The organism is Amycolatopsis sp. lyj-112, from assembly GCF_046549055.1.
Classification (GTDB): Bacteria; Actinomycetota; Actinomycetes; order Mycobacteriales; family Pseudonocardiaceae; genus Amycolatopsis.
Genome location: NZ_JAJPWS010000002.1, coordinates 380,179 through 403,362, shown reverse-complemented (window position 1 = coordinate 403,362; position 23,184 = coordinate 380,179). Strand labels below are relative to the sequence as shown.

The 23,184-nt window shown below is 68.3% G+C and carries 25 protein-coding genes; 13 read left to right on the top strand and 12 right to left on the bottom strand.

Going from position 1 to position 23,184, the window contains the following annotated elements; translation table 11 throughout:
• The first annotated feature begins 3 nt into the window (after positions 1-3).
• A complete protein-coding gene (locus ACLJRL_RS08715) occupies positions 4-594 on the top strand; it encodes a TetR/AcrR family transcriptional regulator (RefSeq protein WP_410655563.1) in 591 nt (196 codons plus the stop codon).
• A 54-nt stretch (positions 595-648) separates the two neighbouring features.
• Here ACLJRL_RS08715 and ACLJRL_RS08710 read toward each other — a convergent pair whose 3' ends face one another.
• On the bottom strand, positions 649-1,800 hold the full coding sequence (locus tag ACLJRL_RS08710) for a citrate synthase 2 (protein WP_410655562.1): 1,152 nt from the start codon (positions 1,798-1,800) through the stop codon (positions 649-651).
• Positions 1,801-2,092: 292 nt separating this feature from the next.
• Between ACLJRL_RS08710 and ACLJRL_RS08705 the strand changes: the two genes are divergently transcribed.
• From ACLJRL_RS08705 to ACLJRL_RS08680, 6 genes are read left to right on the top strand one after another with little or no spacing between them, the layout of a single operon-like run.
• Entirely contained in the window at positions 2,093-2,395 is a 303-nt protein-coding gene (locus tag ACLJRL_RS08705; RefSeq protein WP_410655561.1) for an urease subunit gamma, read from the top strand.
• Between the two features lie 12 nt (positions 2,396-2,407).
• The gene (locus ACLJRL_RS08700; protein WP_410655560.1) at positions 2,408-2,701 is read left to right on the top strand and encodes an urease subunit beta; all 294 of its coding nucleotides are present in this window, start codon (positions 2,408-2,410) and stop codon (positions 2,699-2,701) included.
• Complete coding sequence (locus ACLJRL_RS08695; protein ID WP_410655559.1) at positions 2,701-4,422, top strand: urease subunit alpha; 1,722 nt, start codon at positions 2,701-2,703, stop codon at positions 4,420-4,422. The genes ACLJRL_RS08700 and ACLJRL_RS08695 overlap by 1 nt, the downstream gene beginning before the upstream one ends.
• Complete coding sequence (locus tag ACLJRL_RS08690; protein WP_410655558.1) at positions 4,422-5,108, top strand: urease accessory protein UreF; 687 nt, start codon at positions 4,422-4,424, stop codon at positions 5,106-5,108. Before ACLJRL_RS08695 ends, ACLJRL_RS08690 begins: the two co-directional genes overlap by 1 nt.
• On the top strand, positions 5,098-5,805 hold the full coding sequence (ureG, locus tag ACLJRL_RS08685; protein ID WP_410655557.1) for an urease accessory protein UreG: 708 nt from the start codon (positions 5,098-5,100) through the stop codon (positions 5,803-5,805). The genes ACLJRL_RS08690 and ureG overlap by 11 nt, the downstream gene beginning before the upstream one ends.
• A complete protein-coding gene (locus ACLJRL_RS08680) occupies positions 5,802-6,506 on the top strand; it encodes an urease accessory protein UreD (protein WP_410655556.1) in 705 nt (234 codons plus the stop codon). The genes ureG and ACLJRL_RS08680 overlap by 4 nt, the downstream gene beginning before the upstream one ends.
• Before the next feature lie 56 nt (positions 6,507-6,562).
• On the opposite strand, the gene ACLJRL_RS08675 is transcribed toward ACLJRL_RS08680, so the two are convergent.
• Positions 6,563-7,657, bottom strand: coding sequence for a lipase family protein (locus tag ACLJRL_RS08675; protein ID WP_410655555.1), 1,095 nt, complete (start codon positions 7,655-7,657; stop codon positions 6,563-6,565).
• A gap of 91 nt (positions 7,658-7,748) precedes the next feature.
• Here ACLJRL_RS08675 and ACLJRL_RS08670 point away from each other — a divergent pair, with 91 nt between their 5' ends.
• On the top strand, positions 7,749-8,369 hold the full coding sequence (locus tag ACLJRL_RS08670; RefSeq protein WP_410655554.1) for a TetR/AcrR family transcriptional regulator: 621 nt from the start codon (positions 7,749-7,751) through the stop codon (positions 8,367-8,369).
• Between the two features lie 161 nt (positions 8,370-8,530).
• On the opposite strand, the gene ACLJRL_RS08665 is transcribed toward ACLJRL_RS08670, so the two are convergent.
• The 7 genes from ACLJRL_RS08665 to ACLJRL_RS08635 are packed head-to-tail and all read right to left on the bottom strand — an operon-like array spanning position 8,531 to position 15,384.
• Positions 8,531-9,124, bottom strand: a complete 594-nt coding sequence (locus ACLJRL_RS08665) for a GTP-binding protein (RefSeq protein ID WP_410655553.1) — start codon at positions 9,122-9,124, stop codon at positions 8,531-8,533.
• Entirely contained in the window at positions 9,102-9,482 is a 381-nt protein-coding gene (locus ACLJRL_RS08660; protein WP_410655552.1) for a DUF742 domain-containing protein, read from the bottom strand. The genes ACLJRL_RS08665 and ACLJRL_RS08660 overlap by 23 nt, the downstream gene beginning before the upstream one ends.
• 20 nt (positions 9,483-9,502) lie before the next feature.
• Entirely contained in the window at positions 9,503-9,928 is a 426-nt protein-coding gene (locus ACLJRL_RS08655) for a roadblock/LC7 domain-containing protein (protein ID WP_005156032.1), read from the bottom strand.
• Complete coding sequence (locus ACLJRL_RS08650) at positions 9,925-12,645, bottom strand: nitrate- and nitrite sensing domain-containing protein (RefSeq protein WP_410655551.1); 2,721 nt, start codon at positions 12,643-12,645, stop codon at positions 9,925-9,927. The genes ACLJRL_RS08655 and ACLJRL_RS08650 overlap by 4 nt, the downstream gene beginning before the upstream one ends.
• A gap of 14 nt (positions 12,646-12,659) precedes the next feature.
• Positions 12,660-13,436: an ABC transporter ATP-binding protein gene (locus tag ACLJRL_RS08645; protein ID WP_410655550.1), complete on the bottom strand. Its 777-nt coding sequence runs from the start codon at positions 13,434-13,436 to the stop codon at positions 12,660-12,662.
• Positions 13,433-14,380, bottom strand: coding sequence for an ABC transporter permease (locus tag ACLJRL_RS08640; RefSeq protein WP_410655549.1), 948 nt, complete (start codon positions 14,378-14,380; stop codon positions 13,433-13,435). The genes ACLJRL_RS08645 and ACLJRL_RS08640 overlap by 4 nt, the downstream gene beginning before the upstream one ends.
• Positions 14,377-15,384, bottom strand: coding sequence for an ABC transporter substrate-binding protein (locus tag ACLJRL_RS08635; protein ID WP_410655548.1), 1,008 nt, complete (start codon positions 15,382-15,384; stop codon positions 14,377-14,379). The genes ACLJRL_RS08640 and ACLJRL_RS08635 overlap by 4 nt, the downstream gene beginning before the upstream one ends.
• 378 nt (positions 15,385-15,762) lie before the next feature.
• Here ACLJRL_RS08635 and ACLJRL_RS08630 point away from each other — a divergent pair, with 378 nt between their 5' ends.
• The 5 genes from ACLJRL_RS08630 (at position 15,763) to ACLJRL_RS08610 (ending at position 20,879) form a co-directional block, all read left to right on the top strand.
• Positions 15,763-16,134 (top strand): hypothetical protein, encoded by a 372-nt coding sequence (locus ACLJRL_RS08630; RefSeq protein ID WP_410655547.1) that lies wholly within the window; start codon positions 15,763-15,765, stop codon positions 16,132-16,134.
• Positions 16,135-16,699: 565 nt separating this feature from the next.
• Positions 16,700-17,386, top strand: a complete 687-nt coding sequence (gene pdxH / locus ACLJRL_RS08625; RefSeq protein ID WP_410655546.1) for a pyridoxamine 5'-phosphate oxidase — start codon at positions 16,700-16,702, stop codon at positions 17,384-17,386.
• Between the two features lie 120 nt (positions 17,387-17,506).
• Complete coding sequence (locus tag ACLJRL_RS08620) at positions 17,507-18,790, top strand: MFS transporter (RefSeq protein WP_410655545.1); 1,284 nt, start codon at positions 17,507-17,509, stop codon at positions 18,788-18,790.
• A gap of 24 nt (positions 18,791-18,814) precedes the next feature.
• Positions 18,815-19,402, top strand: coding sequence for a DUF3558 domain-containing protein (locus ACLJRL_RS08615; RefSeq protein ID WP_410655544.1), 588 nt, complete (start codon positions 18,815-18,817; stop codon positions 19,400-19,402).
• Positions 19,403-19,493: 91 nt separating this feature from the next.
• On the top strand, positions 19,494-20,879 hold the full coding sequence (locus ACLJRL_RS08610) for an APC family permease (protein WP_410655543.1): 1,386 nt from the start codon (positions 19,494-19,496) through the stop codon (positions 20,877-20,879).
• Here ACLJRL_RS08610 and ACLJRL_RS08605 read toward each other — a convergent pair whose 3' ends face one another.
• Genes ACLJRL_RS08605 through ACLJRL_RS08595 form a run of 3 tightly spaced genes read right to left on the bottom strand, consistent with a single transcriptional unit; the run spans position 20,880 to position 23,094 of the window.
• The gene (locus ACLJRL_RS08605) at positions 20,880-21,704 is read right to left on the bottom strand and encodes an MBL fold metallo-hydrolase (protein WP_410655542.1); all 825 of its coding nucleotides are present in this window, start codon (positions 21,702-21,704) and stop codon (positions 20,880-20,882) included.
• The gene (locus ACLJRL_RS08600; protein ID WP_410655541.1) at positions 21,701-22,531 is read right to left on the bottom strand and encodes an MBL fold metallo-hydrolase; all 831 of its coding nucleotides are present in this window, start codon (positions 22,529-22,531) and stop codon (positions 21,701-21,703) included. Before ACLJRL_RS08600 ends, ACLJRL_RS08605 begins: the two co-directional genes overlap by 4 nt.
• The gene (locus tag ACLJRL_RS08595; protein WP_410655540.1) at positions 22,531-23,094 is read right to left on the bottom strand and encodes a TetR/AcrR family transcriptional regulator; all 564 of its coding nucleotides are present in this window, start codon (positions 23,092-23,094) and stop codon (positions 22,531-22,533) included. Before ACLJRL_RS08595 ends, ACLJRL_RS08600 begins: the two co-directional genes overlap by 1 nt.
• Positions 23,095-23,184 lie beyond the last annotated feature (90 nt).

Here is a 23,184-nt window from a genome sequence, read left to right as displayed (position 1 = left end):
CGGATGTCGCCCCAGGCGCGCCGCGAGGACCTGATCCGCGCCGCGCTGGACCTGTTCGGCTCACGTGCGCCCGAACTCGTCACGGTCGACGACATCATCGCGCGCGCGGAGGTCTCGCGGCCGCTGTTCTACCGGTACTTCTCAAGCCTGCGTGAGCTGCAGGTCGAGGCGCTGAAGACGGTCACCGAAGGACTCATCGACGGCTTGGCCGGGCTCGAAGAGGGCCCGCCCGAGGCGCGGCTTCGGGCCGCTGTCCGCGGGCTGATCGACGTCGCCGACAACTATCGCGCGGGCTACGTCGCCTTGCTGCGCAGTGGTTCGGTGATCGCGACTTCGGAGACGGACGCGGCGATCGACGAGGTCCGCAACCGCGCCGTCGAGCTGATCCTCGACGCGCTGGGTGTGTCGGAGCCTTCGCCCATGCTGCTGCTGACCTTGCGGTGCTGGACCGCCGTGGTCGAGGGGGCGTTGCTGAGCTGGCTTCAGGAGCGTGCCGTGCCTCGTGAGGTCCTCGACGGCTGGCTGGTCGACCAGCTGACGGCCATGCTCGCCACGACCGCGACGCACGATTCTTCGGTCGCCCAGATGCTATGAAAGACTCGTTACTTGCAAAATTTGCAAGTAACGAGTCTTTCATAGCACGACGCGCTAGTCCCGCTTCGCGACCAAGTCCCAGCCTTCGACCTCTTCCGGCCGGCGCGGCTCGGGACCGACGTACTTGGCCGAGGGGCGCACGAGGCGTCCGGTCTTCTTCTGCTCCAGGATGTGCGCGGCCCAGCCGGCGGTGCGGGCCGAGCTGAACATCGCCGGCATCATGTGCGGCGGTACCTGGGCGAAGTCCAGGATCACGGCCGCCCAGAACTCGACGTTGGTCTCGATCGGGTGGTCCGGACGCCGCTCGCGCAGCTCTTTCAGCGCCACCTGCTCCAATTCCGCGGCCGCCTCGTAGCGCGCCGCGCCGAGCTCCCGGCAGGTCCGGCGCAGCACGCGCGCCCGCGGGTCCTCCGCGCGGTACACGCGGTGACCGAAGCCCATCATGCGTTCCTTGCGGTCCAGGATGCCCTTGACCAGGCCGGAGGCGTCGCCGGTCTTCTCGACCTCTTCGATCATCGGCAGCACCCGCGCCGGCGCGCCGCCGTGCAGCGGGCCGGACATCGCGCCGATCGCGCCGGACATCGCCGCGGCGACGTCGGCGCCGGTCGAGGCGATGACGCGGGCGGTGAAGGTCGACGCGTTGAGACCGTGCTCGGCGGCCGAGACCCAGTAGGCGTCGATGGCCTTGACGTGGGCCGGGTCGGGCTCGCCGCGCCAGCGGACCATGAAGCGCTCGGTGATCGACTTCGCCTCGTCGACCCGGGTCTGCGGGACGGCGGGCTGCCCGATGCCACGAGCCGACTGGGCGACGTAGGAAAGCGCCATCACCGAAGCGCGGGCCAGCTGGTCGCGCGCCTCTTCGTCGCTGATGTCGAGCAGCGGCCGGTAACCCCAGATGGGGGCGAGCATGGCGAGCGCGGCTTGGACGTCGACCCGAACGTCGCCAGTGTGCACCGGCAGCGGGAACGGCTCGGCGGGCGGAAGACCGTGGCCGAACTGGCCGTCGACGAGAAGACCCCAGACGTCACCGAAGGTCACCTTGCCGGCGAGGTCCTCGATGTCGACGCCGCGATAACGCAGAGCGCCACCGTCACGGTCGGGCTCGGCGATTTCGGTCCGGAAGGCGACCACGCCTTCGAGACCCGGTCGGAAACCGTCGTCGACCTGGTCGGACGGCTGATTGGTGCTGATCGTGGAGGCACTCACTGTGGTGAAACCTTTCGATGCGCATTCCCCGGCTTTGTGTTTCACACGTGGACTGGATACACGCAGCGTAGGCGCGCCTCATCGCACGGATGGACAAACTTTGCTCCACGTCGGGGCCGGGGGCAATCGAAAGATGTGGTGGTTTCGGTCACGATTACGAGAACGATTCAGTGAAAACGGCCTTCGTACGCGAAGAGTTACGGCGGCGTTCACTTTGCGTGTACCGGTCTGCAGGTAAATCCTGTGTTTCGAGAACCGGCGCCACCGGGTTTCGGCGTGATAGACCTTTCTCATGCACCTGAGCCCCCAGGAGCGGGACAAACTGCTCATCCACGTCGCGGCGGACGTCGCCCGCAAACGCCTGGAGCGCGGGGTCGTCCTGAACTACCCCGAGGCGGTCGCGCTGATCACCGATCACGTTCTCGAAGGTGCCCGCGACGGCCGGACGGTGAGCGACCTCGTCTCCAGCGGGCGCTCGGTGCTCTCCCGGGCACAAGTGCTGGACGGCGTGCCGGAAATGGTCGATTCGGTCCAGGTCGAAGCGACTTTCCCCGACGGCACGAAGCTCGTCACCGTGCACGACCCGATCGTCTAGAAAGGGCTGCGAGTGCGCCCAGGAGAGATCATCACCGGCGAGGAGCCGGTCGAGCTGAATCCCGGCAGGCCGCGGGTCCGGCTGCTCGTGCGGAACCTCGGCGACCGGCCCGTCCAGGTCGGTTCGCACTACCATTTCGCGGCGGTCAATCCGGGCCTCGAATTCGACCGTGAAGCCGCGCGCGGACACCGCCTCGACGTGCCCGCCGGGACGTCCGTGCGGTTCGAACCGGGCGTCGAACGCGAAGTCGACCTCGTTCCGCTCGCTGGAAACAAGCGAGTGCCGGGATTGCGCAAGGAGTCCTGATGCCGTCGATCGACCGTGAGCGTTACGCCGAACTCTTCGGCCCGACCACCGGTGACCGGATCCGCCTGGCGGACACCGATCTGCTCCTCGAGGTCACCGAAGACCGCAGCATGGGGCCGTCCGGCAGCGGTGACGAGGTGCTGTTCGGCGGCGGCAAGGTGATCCGCGAATCCATGGGCCAGGGGATGGCGACCCGGGCCGAAGGCGCGCCCGACCTGATCATCACCGGCGCGGTGATCCTGGACCACTGGGGCATCGTCAAGGCCGACGTCGGCGTCCGTGACGGCCGGATCGTCGGTATCGGCAAGGCGGGCAACCCGGACACGATGGACGGCGTCGATCCGGCTCTGGTCGTCGGACCGTCGACGGAAGTGCTGTCCGGCAACGGGAAGATCCTCACCGCGGGCGGGATCGACTGCCACGTCCACTTCATCTGCCCGCAGCTGACCGACACCGCGCTCGCGTCCGGGCTCACCACGCTGGTCGGCGGCGGTACCGGCCCGGTCGAAGGCAGCAAGGCCACCACGGTCACGCCCGGCGCCTGGAACCTCGGCCGGATGCTGCAGGCGATGGACGGCCAGCCGGTCAACGTCCTGTTGCTGGGCAAGGGGAACACCGTCCGGCACGAGGCGCTGCGCGAGCAACTGGCGGCCGGCGCGGGCGGGTTCAAACTGCACGAGGACTGGGGGACCACGCCCGCCGCGATCGACGCCTGCCTCACGGTGGCCGACGAATCCGGTGTCCAGGTGGCGATCCACACCGACACGCTGAACGAGGCCGGCTTTCTGGAGTCCACTGTGGACGCCATTCGCGGCCGCTCGATCAACGCGTACCACACCGAAGGCGCCGGCGGCGGGCACGCACCGGACATCATCCAGGTCGCCGGGCTGGCCAACATCCTGCCGTCGTCGACGAACCCGACGCGACCGCACACCGCGAACACCCTCGACGAGCACCTCGACATGCTCGTCGTCTGCCACCACCTGAATCCGTCCGTGCCGGAGGATCTGGCGTTCGCGGAAAGCCGGATCCGGCCGACGACCATCGCGGCCGAGGACGTGCTGCACGACCTCGGCGCGATCTCCATGATGAGCTCGGATTCGCAGGCGATGGGCCGGATCGGCGAAGTCATCATCCGGACCTGGCAGACCGCGCACGTGATGAAGAGACGGCGTGGCTCCCTGCCCGGCGACGGCGCGGCCGATAACCTGCGGGCCCGTCGCTATGTCGCCAAATACACGATCAATCCCGCGATCGCGCACGGGATGGACCACGAGATCGGCTCGGTGGAGATCGGGAAACTCGCCGATCTCGTGCTGTGGGAGCCGAAGTTCTTCGGGGTCCGGCCGCATGTCGTGCTGAAGGGCGGATTCCCGGCGTGGGCGGCGATGGGCGACGCGAACGCGTCCATCCCGACACCGCAACCGGTGCTCGCGCGGCCGATGTTCGGCGCGGCACCCTCGGTCGCCGCCGCGAGCAGCTTCCATTTCGTGGCACCGGAAGCGATCGACAACGGGGTCGCCGAGCGGTTCGGCATCGCCCGGAAACTGGTGCCGATCGCGAACACCCGCTCGCGGACCAAGGCGGACATGGTGCTCAACGACGCCTTGCCGGACATCCGGGTGGAGCCGGACAGTTTCGCCGTGCACGTCGACGGCGAGCTGATCGAACCTCGGCCGGTGACCGAACTTCCCATGGCGCAAAAGTACTTTCTGTTCTGATGGACCTCTCCGCGCTGATCCTCGCCGACTCCCGGTTCCCCGGGGGCGGTCACGTCCACTCCGGCGGGCTCGAAGAAGTCATCGCCCGCAAGCTGGTCACCCACGAACGCGACCTGCCCGGATTCCTCTCCGGCCGGTTGCGGACCGCGGGTTCGCTGGCCGCCGTGTTCGCCGCCGCCTCGGCGCACGCGGCCGCGCGAGGTGTCCGGAGTGGACACTGGCGGCTGCTCGACGCCGAACTCGACGCGCGGACGCCGTCGCTCGCGCAGCGGGAGGCGTCACGCGCGCAAGGCCGGGGTACCGCCAGAGCGGGCAAAGCGGCTTGGCCCTCGTCAATGCTTTCCGCGCTGCTCAAGGAAACGCCACGGCCGCACCATCCGGTGATCCTCGGCGCCTTGGTCGGTGTCGCCGGCGGGTCGCCGTTCGACGCCGCGATGGCGGTGGCCTACCTCGCGATCAGTGGTCCGGCGAGCGCGGCGGTCCGGCTGCTCGGGCTGGACCCGTTCGCCGTGAATGCCGTCGTGGCAAGGCTTTCCCTCGAAGTGCGGGACGTTTCCCTGCGGGCCGCCGAGGTCGCGGGCGACGACCCGGCCGGACTCCCGGCGCCCGGGTCTCCGGCGCTCGATCTGTTCGCCGAGGCACACGCCCGGCACCACAAGGAAGAGGTGCGTCTCTTTGCCAGTTGAGCATGGTCACGGACACGGTCACGTCCACCCGGTCAACTTCGACCCGACCGCGGCGGAACCCGATCACTACGAACCGGCGCCGACCGCGGGCCGCGCGTACCGGATCGGGATCGGCGGGCCGGTGGGCAGCGGGAAGACCGCGCTTACCGCGGCGTTGTGCCGGGCGCTCGGCGACGAGGTGAACCTCGCCGTCGTCACCAACGACATCTACACCACCGAGGACGCGGACTTCCTGCGCACGGCCGGGGTGCTCGACCCGGAGCGGATCGAGGCCGTGCAGACCGGCGCGTGCCCGCATACCGCGATCCGCGACGACATCACCGCGAACCTCGACGCCGTCGAACTGCTGGAGGAGCGTTTCCCCGGGCTGGATCTGGTGATCATCGAGAGCGGCGGGGACAACCTGACGGCGGTGTTCAGCCGGGGGCTGGCCGACAGCCAGGTCTTCGTGGTCGACGTCGCGGGCGGAGACAAGGTGCCGCGCAAGGGTGGCCCTGGCGTGACGACGGCGGATCTGCTGGTGATCAACAAGATCGACATCGCGCATCTGGTCGGCGCGGACATGGACGTGATGACCTCGGACGCGCACCGGATGCGAGGTGAGCTGCCGGTGATCACACAGTCCCTTGTGGACACCCCGAACGCGCCCGCCGTCGCGGACTGGGTCCGCTCGTTGCTCCCGGTCCGCGCGGGGTGAAGGCGCACGCGCGGCTGGCAGCCTGTTTCGAAGGCGGCCGGACCGTACTGCGTGAACTGCGCTCGATGGCGCCGCTCACGCTGCTTCCCAAACGGGGCACCGGCCGGACGGCCGTGGTGCACCTGGTCAACTCGGCGACGTCTCCTTTGGGCGGCGACGAACTGAAGCTGACCATCCGCGTCGGGCGGGGTGCCTCGCTGCGGCTTTCCGGAGTCGCGGCGACCATCGCGCTTCCCGGCTTGCACGGCGAGGAAAGCGTGTCCGAAGTGGACATCGAGGTGGATGGCGGCGGGTCGCTGGAGTACCTGCCGGAGCCGACCGTGGTGACCGCCCGCGCCCGGCACCGCGCGGTGTTCAAGGCGTCTCTGGCAGCCGACGCTTACCTGCACACGCGGGAGGTGCTCGTCCTGGGGCGGGCCGGCGAACGGCCGGGGTCCTTGGTGACGACACAGCAGGTAACGCGGGGCGAAGTGCCAGTACTGCGCCAGACGTTGGAGATCGGAGACTCCACTTTGGACTCCAGCCTCGCGCATCTGGCCGGGCGCCGGGTTCTGGCGACCGACCTGGTGGTGGGCGGCCCCTCGGTTCCCGCGGCGTCCGGTGAGTGGTGGTCGAGGACGCCGCTGGCCGCCGGTGGCACCCTCACGACGTCACTGGCCCCCGACGCCGTCACCGCGCTGAAGCCCTTCGAAAGTCCGTGAAGGCCTCCTTGAGGGACTCAGAGTCCCTCAAGGAGGCCTTCACGGACGGACTGAGGCTAGAACTTGGTGCCCAGCCAGGTCATCGCGACCGGACCGCCGACCGAGACGCCGCCGATGTGCTCCAGCAGCGGGAATTCCTGCCAGGTGACGTCGGCGCCGAGTGCGCGGTAGCGGTCACGCAGGCCCTTGCCGACGCCCAGCGGGATCAGTTCGTCCAGCGACGCGTGGTACAGGTAGACCGGCGCGCCCGGTTTGGTCTGACCGGCGAGGTTCTCCGCGAGCCGGGCCTGCCAGCGCGGGTCGGAGGAAACGTTCGGCACGGTGGTGAAGTCGTTGAGCCGCGCGAAAGGCGCCGCCGCACCGAGTTCGACGGTGCACGCTTCCTTGACCTTCGCGACGGCCTTCTTGCCCCGCTCGTTCAGCACCTCGGCGAACGGCAGTTCGGGGTAGGCCGTCGACTGGCCGACGGCGGCACCGAGTACCAGGCCGAACGCCGCCCCGCCGTCGTTGAACTTCAGGACAGCGTTCAGATCCGCCGGGACACCGCCTTCCGCGACCCCGACCAGGTTGACGTCGGGTGCGTAGGACGGTTGCAGTTCGCCCGCGAACGCCGCGGCCTGACCACCTTGCGAGTAGCCGAAAACGCCGACCGGACCGGTCTTGGACAGGCCCGCGCCGGGAACGTTCGCGGCGGCACGGGCGGCGTCGAGGACGGCCCGGCCTTCGGACTGCCCGACGGCGTAGGTGTGCGTGCCCGGTGTGCCGAGGCCTTCGTAGTCGGTGACGACAACGGCCCAGCCCCGAGAGAGCGCTTGGCTCATCAGGAGGACTTCGTTCTCGGACCCGTTCGTCAGCCGGGTCGACGGGGCGCAGCGGTCGCCGAGGCCGTGGGTGCCGACGGCGTAGCTGACCAGCGGGCGCGGCCCCTTCGTCCACGGCGTGTGCGGGACCAGCAGGATGCCCGACACCGTGTTCGGCTGCCCGGTCGCCGAGGTCGAGCGGTAGAGGAGTTTCCATGCCTTCGCCGGGGCCGTGGCGATGACCGACTTGGATTCGACGAGGTCCCCGGGCGCACTCGGCGCCGCTTGCGCGGCGGGCGCGCCTATCAAGGCTGCGGCCGCGAGGGCTGAGACCAGAACTGTCCGAAGCACCGTTGCCTCCAGTTTGGTAATTTAGATTTTCGCAATGTAGGCGGTCTTGGTAGCATCTGGCAATCCCTGTTACCGCATTGGGGGAGGACGAGTGGCCCGCACCTATGGCGGGGTGGCGCCGGAGCAGCGACGCGCCGAACGGCGTGAACGCCTGCTCCTGGCGGCCCTGGACCTGTTCACCTCAACGGGCTACCAGCAAGCGAAGATCACTGAGTTGTGTACGCGCGCAGGTGTCTCGACACGGAACTTCTACGAGGAGTTCGAGGGCAAGGAGCAAGTGCTGCTCACCCTGCACGAGAGCATCAACGCCCTCGCGTTGGAGCACGTCACCGGCACGCTGGCGCGTCTTGAGGACGCCGACGCGGTCACCCGGATCGCGACCTTGCTGGACGTCTTCGTCGACACGGTGACGTCGGATCCGCGGATGCCGCGGCTGAACTACGTCGAAGCCGTCGGCGTCAGCGCGGCGTTGGAGGCGCAGCACCAGGAGTGGGTCGACCGGTGGGCCACGTTCATCGAGACGGAGGCCCGGCACGCCGCCCTGCACGGCGTCGCGCCGGATCGTGACTACCGCCTGACCGCGATCGCGCTCGTCGGCGCGGCGACCGGGCTGCTGCGCGAGTGGCAGGCGCACGTGCCACCGCTGCCCGTCGCCGACGTCGCCGCCGAACTCCGTGCCCTGATGCTCGCCGCCATCACCCGCCCCGCCTGACCCGCAATTAGTCCTCTACTTGCGTGGGGCACTCACCCTGAACTACCGCCATTAGTCCTCTACTTGCGTGGGCGCTTGACGCGCGGGTTTTCGTTCATGCAAGTAGAGGACTAATGGCGGTAGTTGCACGCGCAAGTACCGCAACTAGAGGACGAAACGCGTTACGAGACGGCGGACGCTCGCCGGAAGGTGTTGTGCAGGACGGCCAGCAGCGCGTCCCGGACCGACAGCTTCTGCCGCGCGTCGAAGGTGATCAGCGGGACGTCCTCGCTCACCGCGAGCGCCCAGCGGACGTCTTCGAGGTCGTGCTTGAGGGAACCGTCGAACACGTTCACCCCGACCACGAACGGCAGTCCGGCCTTCTCGAAGTAGTCGACGGCCGGGTAGCAGTCGTCGAGCCGCCGGGTGTCGACGATGACCAGCGCACCGAGCGCGCCCAGCACGAGGTCATGCCACATGAACCCGAACCGGTCCTGACCCGGCGTGCCGAAGAGGTACAGCTTCACCTCGTCGTCGATGGTGATGCAGCCGAAGTCCAGCGCCACCGTCGTCGTGGTCTTGGCCGGGACGTCACCGCCGGCGTCGTCGACGGCCGCACCGGTCGAGGTCATCGCGGCCTCGGTGGTCAGGGGTTTGATCTCCGAGATCGCCCCGACGGTGGTCGTCTTACCGACCCCGAATCCGCCGGCGATGACGATCTTGACCGGTGTCGGCGGTTTGACCGACCCCGGTTCAGCGAATTGCTTCGAGTCCACGAATGACCCTTTCGATCATGCCGAGGTCCTTGGTGAAGGCACCTGCGGGGCGCCGGAGGACGACGTAGCCGAGTGCGGCGAGATCGGCCACCAGCACTCTGGCCACGCCGATGTGCAGGCCGAGCATCGCCGCCACTTCCGCGACGGATTTCGTTTCCCGGCAAAGGGAAACGATCTCGCGCCGCTCGAAGGTCAGCCTCGCGTTGGACGCCGCTCCCAGCCTGCTCGTCAGCACCTGTGCCTCGATTTCGAGCGTGCCGTCGACCGGCTGCGCGCGGCCGGCGGTGAGCAGATACGGGCGCAGCAGCGAGATGTCCTGCTCGGCCCCGCGGGGCCGAGGCACCTGGTCGTCGCTCATTCCGTCATCTCCCCATCTCCTCAGCTGCCGACGCTCTTCTTGAGTTCTTCGATCAGCGCGGGGGTGAGCACTTCGGTGGCCCGGTTGGCGAACATCGCCATCTCGTAGGCGATCGTGCCGAGGCTGGCCTGCTTGGTGGCCAGCACGCCGAGCGAGCAGCCGATGCTGATCGTGCAGACCAGCAGGTAGCCCTGCTCCAGTTCGATGATGATCTTGTCGGGTGAACCGAGCGGGTGGCTCTCGGAAACGCCGTGCGCCAGGCCCAGCATCGCCGAGCAGATCGCGGCCAGCCGGTCGGCGTTGGCGCGTTCCAGTTCGGACGACATCGCGATCAGCAGGCCGTCCGCGGAGACGGCGATCGCGCCCATCGCGCTCGCCGTGTTCTGCGCGAAGCGCGTCACCAACCAGTTGAAGTTGCGGGCTTCGACGCTGACTCCGGTCGTCATGTGTTGCTCTTCTCTCTCTGTTCCATCGCCGGGTTGACGGCTTTCTCCAACCCGTCACTGAAGGCGTCGAACGCGGCACGCTCGGCCTCGGGGTCACGCATGCCCTTGGGCTTGGTGGTCAGCGTCGCTCGCGCGTTCTGGAGGCGCGCACTCGGCCCCTTCGCCAGACCTGGCGCGAGCTGGGCGCCGGGGACACGCCGGGTGAGGCCGCCGCGGGAGGCGGCGGGTACCGGCGTTGGGGTCGGCATGGGCATGGGTATCGGGTTGCCCGCCGGCGGGCTCGCCGGGGGTGGCGGAGCTTGCGGTGGCGCGGTGTTCATCGAAGACGCGGTGTCCGGCGAAACGGTGGCCTTCGCGATCCCGGCTTCGAATCCGTCGAACGCCGCCTTGGCCGCCTCCGGATCATGCCGGGACTTCTGACGTGCCGGCGCTTCGGGGGCGCCGGGCAGTTGTGCTCCCTTGACCCGCCGCCGCAGCCCGCCGCGGGTCTCACCGGAACCGGCGGTCAGCGTCGGCGCGGCGGGAGCGGGGATTTCGTACGCGGGCACAGGTTCGGGCAGGGGCGCGGGCGCCGGTGCCGGCTCGGGAATCGCCCGGTCGGCTTTGCGGAACCACCGGAAGTCCCTGGGGGGCTGGCCGTCGCGCGGGACCATCCCGGCGATCGCCAGCGTCGGCAGCTCACGCGAGGACGTCTTCGCCCACGGCTGAGCCGGAGCCTGCGGCTGGGGTTGGTGCTGGGGTTGCCGCGCTGCCGGCTCGTCGCCAGGTTCCGCCGTCGGCCACATCGGTGGCGCCTCGACGATCTTCGGTGTCGGCGGCCGGTAGGTCAGCAGCCCCGGCGGGACGATGATCCGCGCGGTGATCCCGGCGCCCGGTTCCGTCTCGGTCAGCTCGACGTTGAGCCCGTGCCGCCGGGCGAGCCGTCCGACCACGAACAGGCCGAGCACACTGGTCGGCGCCAGTTCGAGCCGCTCGCGTTCGACCAGCCGCCGGTTCTCCTCGGCGAGCCGTGCGCCGGTCATGCCGATGCCCTGGTCCACGATCACGATCAGGCAGGAGCCGTCGTGCAGTACCTTCGTGCCGACGTCCACAAAGGACTCCGGCGGGGAGAACGACGTCGCGTTCTCCAGCAGCTCGGCGAAGATCAGCACGAGGTCCGAACCGAACGGTGACGACAGCAGGACGTCGCCGACCGAGCCGAGGCGGACCCGTTGGTAGTCCTCGATCTCCGCGAGCGCCGAACGCAGCGCGGTGGACAGTTCGATCGGGCCGGAGATCCGGGCCTCGTCCCGGTTTCCCGACACGACGAGGAGATTGTCCGCGTTCCGGCGCAGCCGGGTGGAGAGGTGGTCGAGCCGGTAGAGGCTGGCCAGGAGGGTGACGTCCTGCTCGTTGCGTTCCAGTTCGTCGACCAGCGCCAGCTGCCTGCCCACCAGGTTCTGCGTGCGCTTCGCGACGTTGGCGAACATCAGGCCGACGTTGTGCCGCGTGACGGCCTGCCGTTCCACCAGTTCGGCCGCGGTGGCCTGGACCCGGTTGAACGCCTCGGCGAGCTTCCCGAGTTCGTCCTGTGAGGACACGTCGATGGTGGCGAGCCTCGGCGCGAGTTCCTCGGCCTGCTCGGTGTCGGTGACCCGGACCAGTTCGGTGCTCGCGAGGTCGGCGACCGACGTCGCCGCGGTGGTCAGCTTCCGCAGCGGATCCGCGATCGACCGGCTGACCGCGATGGCGAGACCACCGACCAGCAGGAACAGCACACCGGCGCCGATACCGATGGTCCACGCCAGGTTCTGCGCGGCGTCGGCCCGTTCGGTCGCGGCGTTGGTGATACCCGTGGTGACCTGGTCCTGGGCGAGCCGTCGCTGGTTCGACTGGGCTTCGACGGCGCCGAGGATGTCCGGCAGCAGCGACTGCACGGCCAACGGGGTGCGTGCCTCCGGGAGGCGGGCTTCGAGCGCGTCGACCCGGCGGCCCGTCTCGCCCTGGTCGACCTGGACCACCTGCGTGGCCTGGTCGACGTCGGCCTGCTGCACGAACCGTTCGAGGAACAGCGAGGCCTGCTGTTTCGAGTCGGCCAGTACCGCCTCCCCCGACTCCGGGCTCACCAGCACGATGATCAACGCCATCCCGCGCAACGAGTTCTCCTCGTTCGCGCGCAGCAGCGCGTCGAGCGCGGTGAGCTGCCGCGTGCCCTCCGCGTCACTGGTTTGCTGCGGTACCAGGCGAAGCGCGTTGATGACCGCGTCGATCACCGCGTGGTAGGTCCGCGCCACGCTGTCCAGTGACGCGCCGCGCCGGAGCGCGTTCGCCCGGATCTCTTCGAGCGAACCGATCCGGACGAGCGCGGCCGAAAGTTCTTCGGGCGCGTCGGAAGTCAGTTCCGAGCGGACCTTGTTCACCGTCTCGGAGACGACGCCCTGCTGTTTGAGCATCGCGGCGCTGCCGGCCGACGACGACGCGATGTAGTGCGCCGTCAGCAGCCGTTCCCGCTGCAGCTCCCACGCCAGTGTTCCCAGCGCGCGGGCCTGCGACGCGACGTCGGCCGTGGTGCGGGCGGAGCGCGCGTCGTCGATTTCCCCGGCGACGTAGGGCACCGACACCAGGACCACCGCCGTCAGCGGCAGCATCAGGAGCAGGTTGAGCTTGCCCCGGATGCCGAGCCTGCCGAGAAACCCGGAGCCGGAAGCGCGCTTCGGCCGTGTCTTCCCGTGCCTCATGGTCACCTTTCCCGTCAACTCAGGCCGACGTGTCCGCGGTGCTGTTCCCGGACGAGGTCTTCGATCGACGCGCGAAGCGCCAGGAATTCCGGCGTGCGCTTGACCGAGAGGTCGCGCTCGCCGGGCAGTTCGACGGTGATGTCGGCGGCGACCCGGCCCGGGTCGGACGCCAGCACCACGACCCGGCGCCCGAGGAACACCGCCTCTTCGACGTCGTGGGTCACCATCAGCACCGTGGTGCCGGTGTCGGTCCAGACCTGGCGGATCAGGACCTGCATGTCCTCTTTGGTCTGGACGTCCAGCGCGCCGAAGGGTTCGTCGAGCAGGAGCACTTCGGGCTCGCACGCCAGCGCCCGCGCGATCGCGACCCGCTGCTTCTGCCCACCGGAAAGCTGTTTGGGCAACGACTTCCGCAGCCCGGCGAGCCCGGTCTCCTCGAGATACCAGTCCACCCGGCGTGCGCGTTCTTCCTTGTCCAGGCTCAGCAGTTCGAGTCCGAACGCGACGTTGCGCTCCACCGAGCGCCACGGGTACAGCGCGCCGTGCTGGAACACCAGCCCGCGATCCGGGCCCGGCCCGGTCACCGCGTCGCCGTCGAGGGTGATCATGCCCTCGGACGGCGGGGTCAGCCCGGCGATCAGTGAGAGCAGGGTCGATTTGCCCGACCCGCTCGCGCCGACGACGCAGACGAAATCGCCGAGCGCGATCTCCAGGTCGATCCCGTCGAGCGCCCGGGTGGTCGTGCCGCGGACGGTGTAGTCCTTGGCGATGGCTTTCAGCTGAAGGGTCATACCGCCCACTTCCCGACCCGGGTCCGCAGTTGCCGCAACGCGATGTCGATGACCAGGCCCAGCAGTCCGATCACGATCAGGAGCGCGAAGATCCGGTCGGTCTGGGTGAACCGCTGGGCCCGCATGATGCGCAGGCCCAGCCCGGCGGTGGCGTTGATGAGTTCGGCGACCACCACGAAGTTCCACGCCGCCGCGGCGTTGACGCGGATCGCGTCGATGATGCCGGGCAGCGAATGCGGGATGATCACCTTGCGCAGCACCTCACCGCGCCGCGAACCGAGCGTGTAGGACACGTCGATCAGCGAACGCGGGACTCCGCGCACGACGTCGGCCGTCATCAGCGTGTTGAAGAAGACCGTCCCGAGGAACAGGACCGCGATCTTCGACGGCTCGCCGAGGCCGAGCCAGATCATCAGCAGCGGGATGAACGCGCTCGCCGGCAGGTAGCGGAGCATCGCGATGACCGGTTCGAACAGCGCCAGCCCGGCGTTGAACGTCCCCATCACGATGCCGAGCGGAACCGAGACGAGCACCGCGAGCCCGAAGCCGATGAGCACCCGCTGGGCGGTGGCCCAGAGGTCGCTGAACAGTTCGCCGGACTCGGCCATCTTCAAGCCGGCTTCGAACACCGCGACCGGCGTCGGCAGGAAGGTGGGGTTGACGACGCCCAGCGCGTTCAGCGTCACCCAGATCAGGAGCGGGATCGCGAACGACAGCACCGCCAGCGTCCACCGCCAGCGCGCGGGAATCGGGGTGCGGAGGGAGAAGAGCGGGGAGGCGCCTGCCTTGAGGCCCGCCCGCCGGGGCAGCGGCGACCAGTCCGGTCGCGCGCCGCTCCGGCGTCGCTTCTCCTGCGCGTCGGCGAGCCGCTGCTCGTCGTCGAGGAGCCGTGCTTCGGCCTCGTCCGCGGGCGCTGTCCGCCGCGCGGAGTCCGTGGTGCTCACGGCACCGACTTGACGAACTGGTCGTCGAACAGGCCGTCGATGGGGGGCCGGCTCTGGGCGAGCCCGTTGGCCACCAGGAAGTCGGCGATCTTGCCGGCCTGGAAGTTCAGGTGGGCGGAGGTGACGCCCGGCGTGAACGCGTCGAGGTTCTGCTGCTTGGTGAAGATCGTGGTGCCCGCGTCGTAGCTCTTGTAGTCCTCGACGGTCACGGCGCCGCGCTTGGACATGATCTGGACGGCTTCGTCCTTGTTGGCCTTGATCCAGGCCACCGTCTCGAACCAGGTGTTCACCAGCCCCTGGACCTCCTTCTTGCGCTCCTTCGACAGCTTGTCGGAGACGGCCAGGTGGTCCGGGATGGCGCCGGGGAACTCGGCGGACGTCGCGATCGCGCGGCTGCCGGGACGGCCCAGCGCCGTGGTGGTGAAGGGGGCGAACGCGGCGACGGCGTCGACCTGCTCGCCGACGAACGCGGCCGCGGCGGCGTCGGTCAGCAGCGGGACGATCTCGACGTCCTTCTCGGTCAGCTTCGCTTCCTGCAGCGCGAGCAGCAGGAGGTAGTGGTCGACGGTGCCCTGCTCGACGGCGACCTTCTTGCCCTTGAGGTCGGCGACGCCAGTGATGCCCTCGCGGGCGATGATCTTGTCGTTGCCGGTCGAGTTGTCGTTGACCAGGACCACCGACAGCTTCGCGCCACCGCTGACGGAGGCGAGCGTGTCGTTGAGGGTCTGGCTGTTCGCGTCGATCGCCCCGGAAGAGAGTGCGTTGATGCTCTCGGTGTAGCTGTCGAACCACTTCAGGTCGACGTTCACGCCGTTCTTCTCGAAGAGACCCTTCTCCTGGGCCACCGCCCACGGGAACCAGCCCGGCCACGCGCTGTAACCGAGGGTGATCTTGTTGCCGGAAGCGGCCGTGCTGGTGTCGGAACAAGCCGAAAGGGCTGTTACACCGGCCAAGGAAATGGCACACAACAACGCCGTCATGAGACGGCGGGAACGGGAAATCACAACGCACTCCTGGGGAAGGGGAGTAACACGGGAGTAGTTCCGGTGGCTCGGGCGCAGGAGTGATCGACCGGCGTCGAATGCTCCTGGCGGAAGCACTGCCGGCAATAGAGAGGGGAACGCCCGCACACCCGGCCGCTCCACTCTTGAACCTCTGAACACTCTGTAGAGAGGTGATCACCCCGTTGCCCTCGGCGGCGATCCTATCGAGCGGCGCAAGGTCTACATAGTGTGATGATCAGCTCTTGCACGGATTACTGTCAGATTCCGCTAAATCCACCCGGAAGGCCGTGTCCCGCCGGGAGGCAACCCGGGACGCGGCGGCACGCGTCTTCCCTCTGGCCGGTGAATCGCGACCGGCATTCAGGGAGGGAACAGAAGATGAAATTTCGTTCGGCCGTGTTGTTCGCCGCGGGGGCGGCGTTGATGGCCACCATGCTCGGGGCGGGGCAGGCGAACGCGACCCGTCCGTCGAGCCTGACGCTCAGCCCGAACACCGTCGTCGCAGGTGGGACGGTCACCGCGGATATCTATTGCCTGCGCCCGTCGGGTGCGGGGGAGCTCGCGGCGACGCTGACCGCGGACGGGCTCGCGGCCCCGATTCCCTTGCGGGTAGTGGGAGATGGCGGTACCGGAGGCATCGGTGTCGCGTTGCGAGGGAGCGGTCCTGTGGGGACGGTGCCGGGCCGGTACGCGGCGACGTACGACTGCTGGGGCTGGATCGTTCGCGCGGAGTTCACCGTCTCGAACTGACTCCGCAATCTTGAAGGCGCGAAGGCCACTGTCGGGATTTCGACCCTCCCGAGGGTGGCCTTCGTGGCGTCTCACGGTCAGGTCGTCTGGCACACCGCGCGGATATGTGTCGCCCGCAGTTCTCCGGAGCTAATTTCTATCGAATGACAGAATTAGGTCGCGCCGGCGGGGCGCCCTCGGTGACGACGGACGACGGGGCGGTTTCCGAATGTCACGCGAAAATATTCGAAAACGGACTCGTATTCGATGTGACATAAGACGATTCCGTGATTTCGCGACGCGGGAAGTGCGCCTATTCCGGCGATTCTCCCGAGGGGCTCGTATCTTCGGGTGAGTACGATTCCGCGGTCCGCCCGGACGCGCCGGGCGGGCAGGTCGCGCTTGATCGATCAGGGACCGGCGGGTGACCGGCAGGTGACGGCTCGCTGTCCAGTGGTTACACGCTGGTGACCAGCAGGCGTGGCGGGAGTCACCGTTCAGTGGGTTTCGCCGCCGCCTCCGAAGCAATACCGTCGGCGGCAAAGCCGAAGTCACAATGCCCCGACCGGGTACGGAGGTTTGGCGAATGATGCCGGAGATCAAGGACAGCGACGTCGATGGTGGCGACGCTGTCGTGCGCCTGCCCGGAATGAGGGTCGCTTACGAAGGGGCGGCCTTCGACGAGTCCGCGCTGGCGGAGACCTGGACCGCCCAGTTGCAGGACTGGCTGAACCAGGCCGTCTCCGCCGGGATCGCCGAACCGAACGCCATGGTGCTGGCCACGGCCGACCCGGAGGGCAGGCCGTCCTCCCGCACGGTTCTGTGCAAAGGGCTGGACGAGCGCGGCGTCGTGTTCTACACGAACTACACGTCCACGAAGAGCCACGACCTGACGGCCACGCGCTACGCGTCGATCACCTTCCCGTGGTACGCGCTGCAGCGTCAGGTCCACGTGCGCGGCGAGGTCGAGAAGGTCAACGTCGCCGAGACCGCCGAGTACTGGGCGTCCCGCCCCCGCGGCTCGCAGCTCGGGGCCTGGGCATCGCCGCAGTCCCGCGTCGTCGACGGCCGTCGCGCCCTCGAGACCGCGCTTCACGGCATCGAGCGCCGCTTCGCCGACGTCGAGAACATCCCGTTCCCGCCGCACTGGGGCGGATGGCGCATCCGGCCCGACTTCGTCGAGTTCTGGCAAGGCCGCGAAGACCGCATGCACGACCGGCTCCGCTACACCCGCACCGACGACGGCTGGCAGATCGTCCGCGTCGCGCCGTAATTTTGTTGCGCGTGAAGGCCCCCTTCCCTCGACTCAGCCGAGGGAAGGGGGCCTTCACGCGCTTCCGGGTGACGAAAATCGCGCGCGGTTGGTTAGTTAGCGCGGCTAAGCTATCCGGTTGTGAGTGACGACGTGGGGGTTGAGCAGCGCAAAGGCGTCCGGAAGCTGTTCGGCTCGATCGTCGTCGACACCCGGCCGCTCAAGATCCCCGCCTTCCGCCGCCTCTGGATGTCCACCGCGGTCACCGCCGTCGGCTCCCAGCTCACCGCGGTCGCGGTCCCCAAACAGGTCTTCGACCTCACCGGCTCCTCCGCGTACGTCGGCCTGACCGGTCTGGTCGCTCTCGTCCCGCTGCTCGTTTTCGGTCTTTGGGGCGGCGCCATCGCGGACGCCGTCGACCGCCGCAAGCTCCTCATCGTCACCAACGTCGGGGTCACCGTCACCTCGGCGGTGCTGTGGCTCCAGGCGTTCCTGAACGTCGGCTCGGTCTGGCTCGTCCTCGTCCTGCTCGCGGTCAACCAGGCGTTCTTCGCGGTCAACATGCCGACCCGCGGCGCCGTCGTCGCCCGGCTGGTGCCGGACAACCTGATCGCGCCCGCGACCGCGCTGAGCAGCACGATGGCCACCTTCGGCGCGGTCTTCGGTCCGCTGCTCGCCGGTTCGCTGATCCCGATCCTCGGCCTCTCGACGCTCTACCTGATCGACGTCATCGCGCTGACCCTGACGCTCATCGCGGTCTGGAAGCTGCCCCCGATCCCGCCGCTCGGCGAGATCGCGCGGCGCGCCGGCCTCCGCGACATCATCGACGGCTTCCGCTATCTGGCGACGCAGAAGATCCTGCTGGCCTCGTTCCTCGTCGACATCATCGCGATGGTCGCCGGTATGCCGCGCGCGCTGATCCCGGAGATGGCCGAGCGCACCTTCGGCGATCCGCCCGGCGGCGGCCCGGCGCTCGGCTGGCTCTACGCCGCGCTCCCGGCGGGCGCCATGCTCATCGGTCTCTTCTCCGGCTGGCTGACCCGGATCAGCAAGCAGGGTGTCGGCGTGATCATCTCGGTCTGTGTCTGGGGCGCCGCCATCGTCGGCTTCGGTCTCGCGCAGTCGCTGTGGCTCGCCGTCTTCTTCATGGCGCTCGCCGGGGCCGCCGACATGGTGAGCGCGATCTACCGGATGTCGATCCTGCAGACCGCCACCACCGACGAGATGCGCGGACGGCTGCAGGGCGTGTTCACCGTCGTCGTCGCGGGCGGCCCGCGGATCGCCGACCTCACCCACGGCTGGGCCGCCGCCGGGGTGGGCACCGCCGCCGCGGCCTCGGGCGGCGGAGTGCTGGTCATCGTGCTGGTCATCGGGGCGGCGCTGCTGCTCCCGACCTTCTGGCGGTACCGGGCCCCGGCGGACTGAGCCGCCGGGGCTATCGTCGGGCGCATGCGTATTTCACGGGCGTTCGTCTTGTTCGCCGTAGTCATCGCGACCGTCACGGCCTGTTCGTCGGGGGATCAGAAGACGGACAACGCGGCCAAGCCGTCGAGCCAGGCTCCCGCTCCTTCGGCCGCCCCGCCGAGTTCCTCGGCCGCCCCCACCGGTGGCGCCGGCGCGAAGGAACCGTGCGCGCTGCTGCCCGCCGAGTCCGTCTCGAAGGCGATCTCCGCGCAGGGTGTCACGTCGGCGCCGGGCCCGGTGCAGGACAACGCCGCCAACGGTGGCAAGGCCAAGACCTGCGTCTTCTCCCTCAACGGCAAGCAGATCGGCGCTCTCGCGATCACCCGGTTCGAGGGCAACAAGATCAAGCCCGCCGAGATGATCGCGGCGCTGAAGAAGGCGAAGGCCGGTGCGACGGACGTCGCCGGTGTCGGCGAAGGCGCCATCTTCTACGTCGACGAGAACAAGACCGCGACGCTCGCGGCCGCCGAACTCTCGAACGACGTGCCGGTGCTGGTCAACTACACCGGCCCGACCGCGATGAAGCAGGAAATGATGGTCCCGCTGGTGAAGGCCGCCGTCGACGCCAACTGAGTTACCCAAAAGGACACTTCGCCAACCCGTGACGAAGAACTGACCAAACCGGACTGTCGGCCACAGACGTGATGCGGCACACTCTTGCCGCATGGCGGACACAACGACAACCGAACAGACCGGTCCCGCCGGTCAGCCAAGTCTCAAGCGGGTGATGGGTTCCAAACTACTGCTGTTCTTCGTGGTCGGGGACATCATCGGAACCGGCGTCTACGCGCTCACCGGACAAGTGGCGGGGCGGGTGGGTGGCGCACTGTGGCTGCCGTTCCTGCTCGCGTTCATCATCGCGATCATGACCGCGTTCAGCTACCTGGAACTGGTCGGGAAGTACCCGCAGGCGGCGGGTGCGGCGCTGTACACGCACAAGGCGTTCAAGATCCGCTTCTTCACCTTCATGGTCGCGTTCACGGTGATGTGCTCGGGGATCACCTCGGCCTCGTCCGCCGCGAAGGCGTTCGGGGAGACCTACCTCAAGGAATTCATCCCCGCACCGATGCCGCTGGTGGCGATCCTGTTCGTGATCGGCCTCGCGCTGATCAACTTCCGCGGGGTCTCCGAATCGGTGAAGACCAACGTGGTGCTGACCTGCATCGAGATCGCGGGTCTGCTGATCATCATCGGGGTCGGCGTGTGGGCGGTGCTGAACGGCAACGGGGACGCGTCGAGGCTGGTCGAGTTCGACACCGAGAACCAGACGATGCTGGTGGCGATCACTTCCGCGACGTCGCTGGCGTTCTTCGCGATGGTCGGCTTCGAGGACTCGGTGAACATGGCCGAGGAGTGCAAGGACCCGATCCGGATCTTCCCGAAGGCGATGCTGTGGGGCATGGTCATCGCCGCGACCATCTACATCCTGGTCTCCGTGACCTCTTCACTGCTGGTGCCCGCCGACGATCTGGAGGCCGCCAAGAGCAGTGCGCTGCTGAAGGTGCTCGACGTCGGCGCGCCCGGCTTCCCGCGTGAGATCTTCTCCGCGATCGGTCTCTTCGCGGTGGTCAACTCGGCGCTGATCAACATGCTGATGGCCAGCCGTCTCCTCTACGGTATGGCGAACCAGCGGATCATCCCGAAGCAGCTGGGCACGGTGCACCCGTTCCGCCGCAGCCCGTGGGTGGCGATCGTGTTCACCAGCCTCATCGCCATCGGCCTGGTGTACTTCGTGGACATCGCCGTGCTCGGCGGGACCACGGCGTTGCTGCTGCTGGCGGTCTTCGCCATCGTCAACGTCGCGGTTCTGGTGCTGCGCAAGGAGAAATCGGCGCACAAGCATTTCCGTGCGCCGACGATCATTCCGGTGCTGGCCACGATCTTCTGTCTCTACCTGGTGACGCCGTTGTCCGGGCGGCCCGCGCGCGACTACAAGGTCGCCGCGATCCTGCTCGGCGTCGGCGTGCTGCTGTGGGGGGTCAACTGGCTCGTCATGCGGGCCACACACAAGGAAGAGGACCGGCAGCCCATCGAGCCGCCGGTCGGCTGATCACCGGCTGAGTGCCTGGAATTCCACCGGGCTGTGGGCCGAGAACACGGTGACCTCGTCGGCGTGTTCTCGGCCCAGCTCACGCAGCCGCTCGACGTTCTCCAGCCGTGGGCGGCGCAGCGTCTGCACCATGTTCTGGAACACGGTCATTCCCGGCGGGCAATGCGGTTTCACCGGATCCATCTGACCGTGGAAGAAATACGCGTCGCCCGCGTGCAGCAGCCAGCCGTCGCCGGTGTCGACCGCGACCCCCGTATGTCCCTTGGTGTGGCCCGCGAGCGGGACCAGCAGGATCTCCGCCGGCAGACCCTTGAGCTCGCGGACCGCCTGGAAACCGAACCACTCGTCCCCGGCCTCGTCGTACTGACTCCACAGTGGACGGTGTGCGAACTGGTTGGCGCGGAAGCGGAGTTTCTCGCTCGCGTTGGACGGTGAGGTCGCCGCGTCGTGCTCCTCGGCGCGGACGTGCACGACGGCGTTCGGGAAGTCCGCGAGCCCGCCCGCGTGGTCGACGTCGAGGTGGGTGCAGATGATGTGCCGGACGTCCTCCAGCTTGTGACCCAGCGCCTCGACGTGATGGGCGGCCGTCTCGTTCTCGACCGGCTTCGCCCCGACCATCTTCGTGAACGGCCCGCCGAGCCACGCGCCCGGCCGCGCCACGCCCTGACGGCCGAACCCGGTGTCCACCAGCACGAGCCCGTCGCCGGTCTCGATCAGCAGGCAGTGCGCCACCATCTCCGAGCGGCGCAGCAGACCCGGCTGGCCGTCGAGCAGTTTGCCTCCTGGTGCGCGCATGGTGCCGCAGTTCAGGTGGTGGACCTTCATATCCTGCTCCTCTGGCTGAGCCGCTCGAATGCGGTGATGTCGTGCGCGGCGAAGGCCGTCACTTCGTCACCGTTGTTACCCACAAGTTCGCGCAGCCGGCGCTGGTTGTCCAGTCGGGCAGTCTTTTCCGTCTGCATGTACGACTCGAAGAAGCCCAGCGCGAACGGGATGTGAGGCTTTTGCTCCAGCTCACCGCCGTGGAAGACAGCGTCCCCGGCGTTGAGGAGCCAGCCGTCACCGGTGTCGATCGCGATCCCGGCGTGCCCGCGGGTGTGGCCGGCGAGCGGGATGATCAGCACGTCCGGAACCCCTTCGAGTTCGCGGACGGCGTCGAAACCGAACCACGGCTCGCCGTCGGCGCGGTAGGTCTTCCAGTTCGGGCCGTGGCTGAACTGGACCTTCCGGTAGCGGCCTGCCTCCTTGCGGTCGATCGGCTTCTCCAGCGCCTCCAGTTCACGGGCGTGGACGTGGACCCGGGCCTGCGGGAAGTCGACCAGCCCGCCCGCGTGGTCGAGGTCGAGGTGGGTAAGCACGATGTCGCGCACGTCGGCCGGGTCGAAGCCGAGCTTGCGGATCTGGGTGGTGGCGCTGAGATCGTCGTCGCTGGTGGGGTGCACCAGGCGCACGAAGCTGGAGCCGAGCCACTCCGCCGGTCTGGTCACGGTCGGTGTGCCGACGCCCGTTTCGATGAGCACGAGCCCGGTCGCGGTCTCCAGCAGGAGGCAGTGGCAGACCAGTTCCGCGCGGCGGAACAGCCCGGGCCTGCCGTCGATGAGCTTGCCGCCGAGGGGCCGCATCGTGCCGCAGTTCAGGTGGTGGACGCGCATCAGGACAGCTCCTGTTCGAGTGTGGTGCGAAGGTGGGGGGCCATCGCGCGCAGCGGCGCGGCGGTGCGCAACGTCTTGGCCAGCAACAGGCCGCCTTCGATGGCGGCGAGGACGACCGTCGCGAGTTCGTCGGCCTTGTCGCTGTCGAGCGCTCCGGCGATGAGGGTGTGCCAGGAGTTGTAGCCGTCGGCGCAGGCCTGACGGATCGCCTCGCTCTCTCCCGCCACATCGAGTGCGACAGTCGCGAGTGGACACCCGCGCTGGAAGTTCGACTCCTCCAACGAGGTGGCGAGTGCCTCGATGACGTTCTCGATGCCGGTGACGACGTCGGGGGAGCTCGCGACGACCGTGCGCAGCTGATCGCACAGCCGCTCGGCGGACTGGCGGATGGCCTCGGTGGCCAGCTGCTCCTTGCCGCCGGGGAAATGGAAGTAGAGCGAACCCTTGGGGGCGCCACCGGCGGCGACCAGCTGATTGAGCCCGGTGGCGTGGTAACCCTGCTGATGGAAGAGCTCGGCGGCGGAATCGAGCATGCGCTGCCGGGTATCGGTGCGGCGGACCATGGAACCACCGTAGCTCAAACTATGACGACCGGTCTAGTAAGATTTACACAAATACCCATAACTGAGGGGGGTTTGTGTAAAATGGCCTGG

What these genes read in the sequence shown, in the direction of transcription:
- ACLJRL_RS08715 (WP_410655563.1), top strand. Translation starts at nt 4, where the DNA reads ATGTCGCCCCAGGCGCGCCGCGAGGACCTGATCCGCGCCGCGCTGGAC.
- ACLJRL_RS08705 (WP_410655561.1), top strand. Translation starts at nt 2,093, where the DNA reads ATGCACCTGAGCCCCCAGGAGCGGGACAAACTGCTCATCCACGTCGCG.
- ACLJRL_RS08695 (WP_410655559.1), top strand. Translation starts at nt 2,701, where the DNA reads ATGCCGTCGATCGACCGTGAGCGTTACGCCGAACTCTTCGGCCCGACC.
- ACLJRL_RS08690 (WP_410655558.1), top strand. Translation starts at nt 4,422, where the DNA reads ATGGACCTCTCCGCGCTGATCCTCGCCGACTCCCGGTTCCCCGGGGGC.
- ACLJRL_RS08660 (WP_410655552.1), bottom strand. Translation starts at nt 9,482, where the DNA reads ATGAGCGACGACCAGGTGCCTCGGCCCCGCGGGGCCGAGCAGGACATC.
- ACLJRL_RS08655 (WP_005156032.1), bottom strand. Translation starts at nt 9,928, where the DNA reads ATGACGACCGGAGTCAGCGTCGAAGCCCGCAACTTCAACTGGTTGGTG.
- ACLJRL_RS08650 (WP_410655551.1), bottom strand. Translation starts at nt 12,645, where the DNA reads ATGAGGCACGGGAAGACACGGCCGAAGCGCGCTTCCGGCTCCGGGTTT.
- ACLJRL_RS08645 (WP_410655550.1), bottom strand. Translation starts at nt 13,436, where the DNA reads ATGACCCTTCAGCTGAAAGCCATCGCCAAGGACTACACCGTCCGCGGC.
- ACLJRL_RS08630 (WP_410655547.1), top strand. Translation starts at nt 15,763, where the DNA reads ATGAAATTTCGTTCGGCCGTGTTGTTCGCCGCGGGGGCGGCGTTGATG.
- pdxH (WP_410655546.1), top strand. Translation starts at nt 16,700, where the DNA reads ATGATGCCGGAGATCAAGGACAGCGACGTCGATGGTGGCGACGCTGTC.
- ACLJRL_RS08615 (WP_410655544.1), top strand. Translation starts at nt 18,815, where the DNA reads ATGCGTATTTCACGGGCGTTCGTCTTGTTCGCCGTAGTCATCGCGACC.
- ACLJRL_RS08610 (WP_410655543.1), top strand. Translation starts at nt 19,494, where the DNA reads ATGGCGGACACAACGACAACCGAACAGACCGGTCCCGCCGGTCAGCCA.
- ACLJRL_RS08605 (WP_410655542.1), bottom strand. Translation starts at nt 21,704, where the DNA reads ATGAAGGTCCACCACCTGAACTGCGGCACCATGCGCGCACCAGGAGGC.
- ACLJRL_RS08600 (WP_410655541.1), bottom strand. Translation starts at nt 22,531, where the DNA reads ATGCGCGTCCACCACCTGAACTGCGGCACGATGCGGCCCCTCGGCGGC.
- ACLJRL_RS08595 (WP_410655540.1), bottom strand. Translation starts at nt 23,094, where the DNA reads ATGGTCCGCCGCACCGATACCCGGCAGCGCATGCTCGATTCCGCCGCC.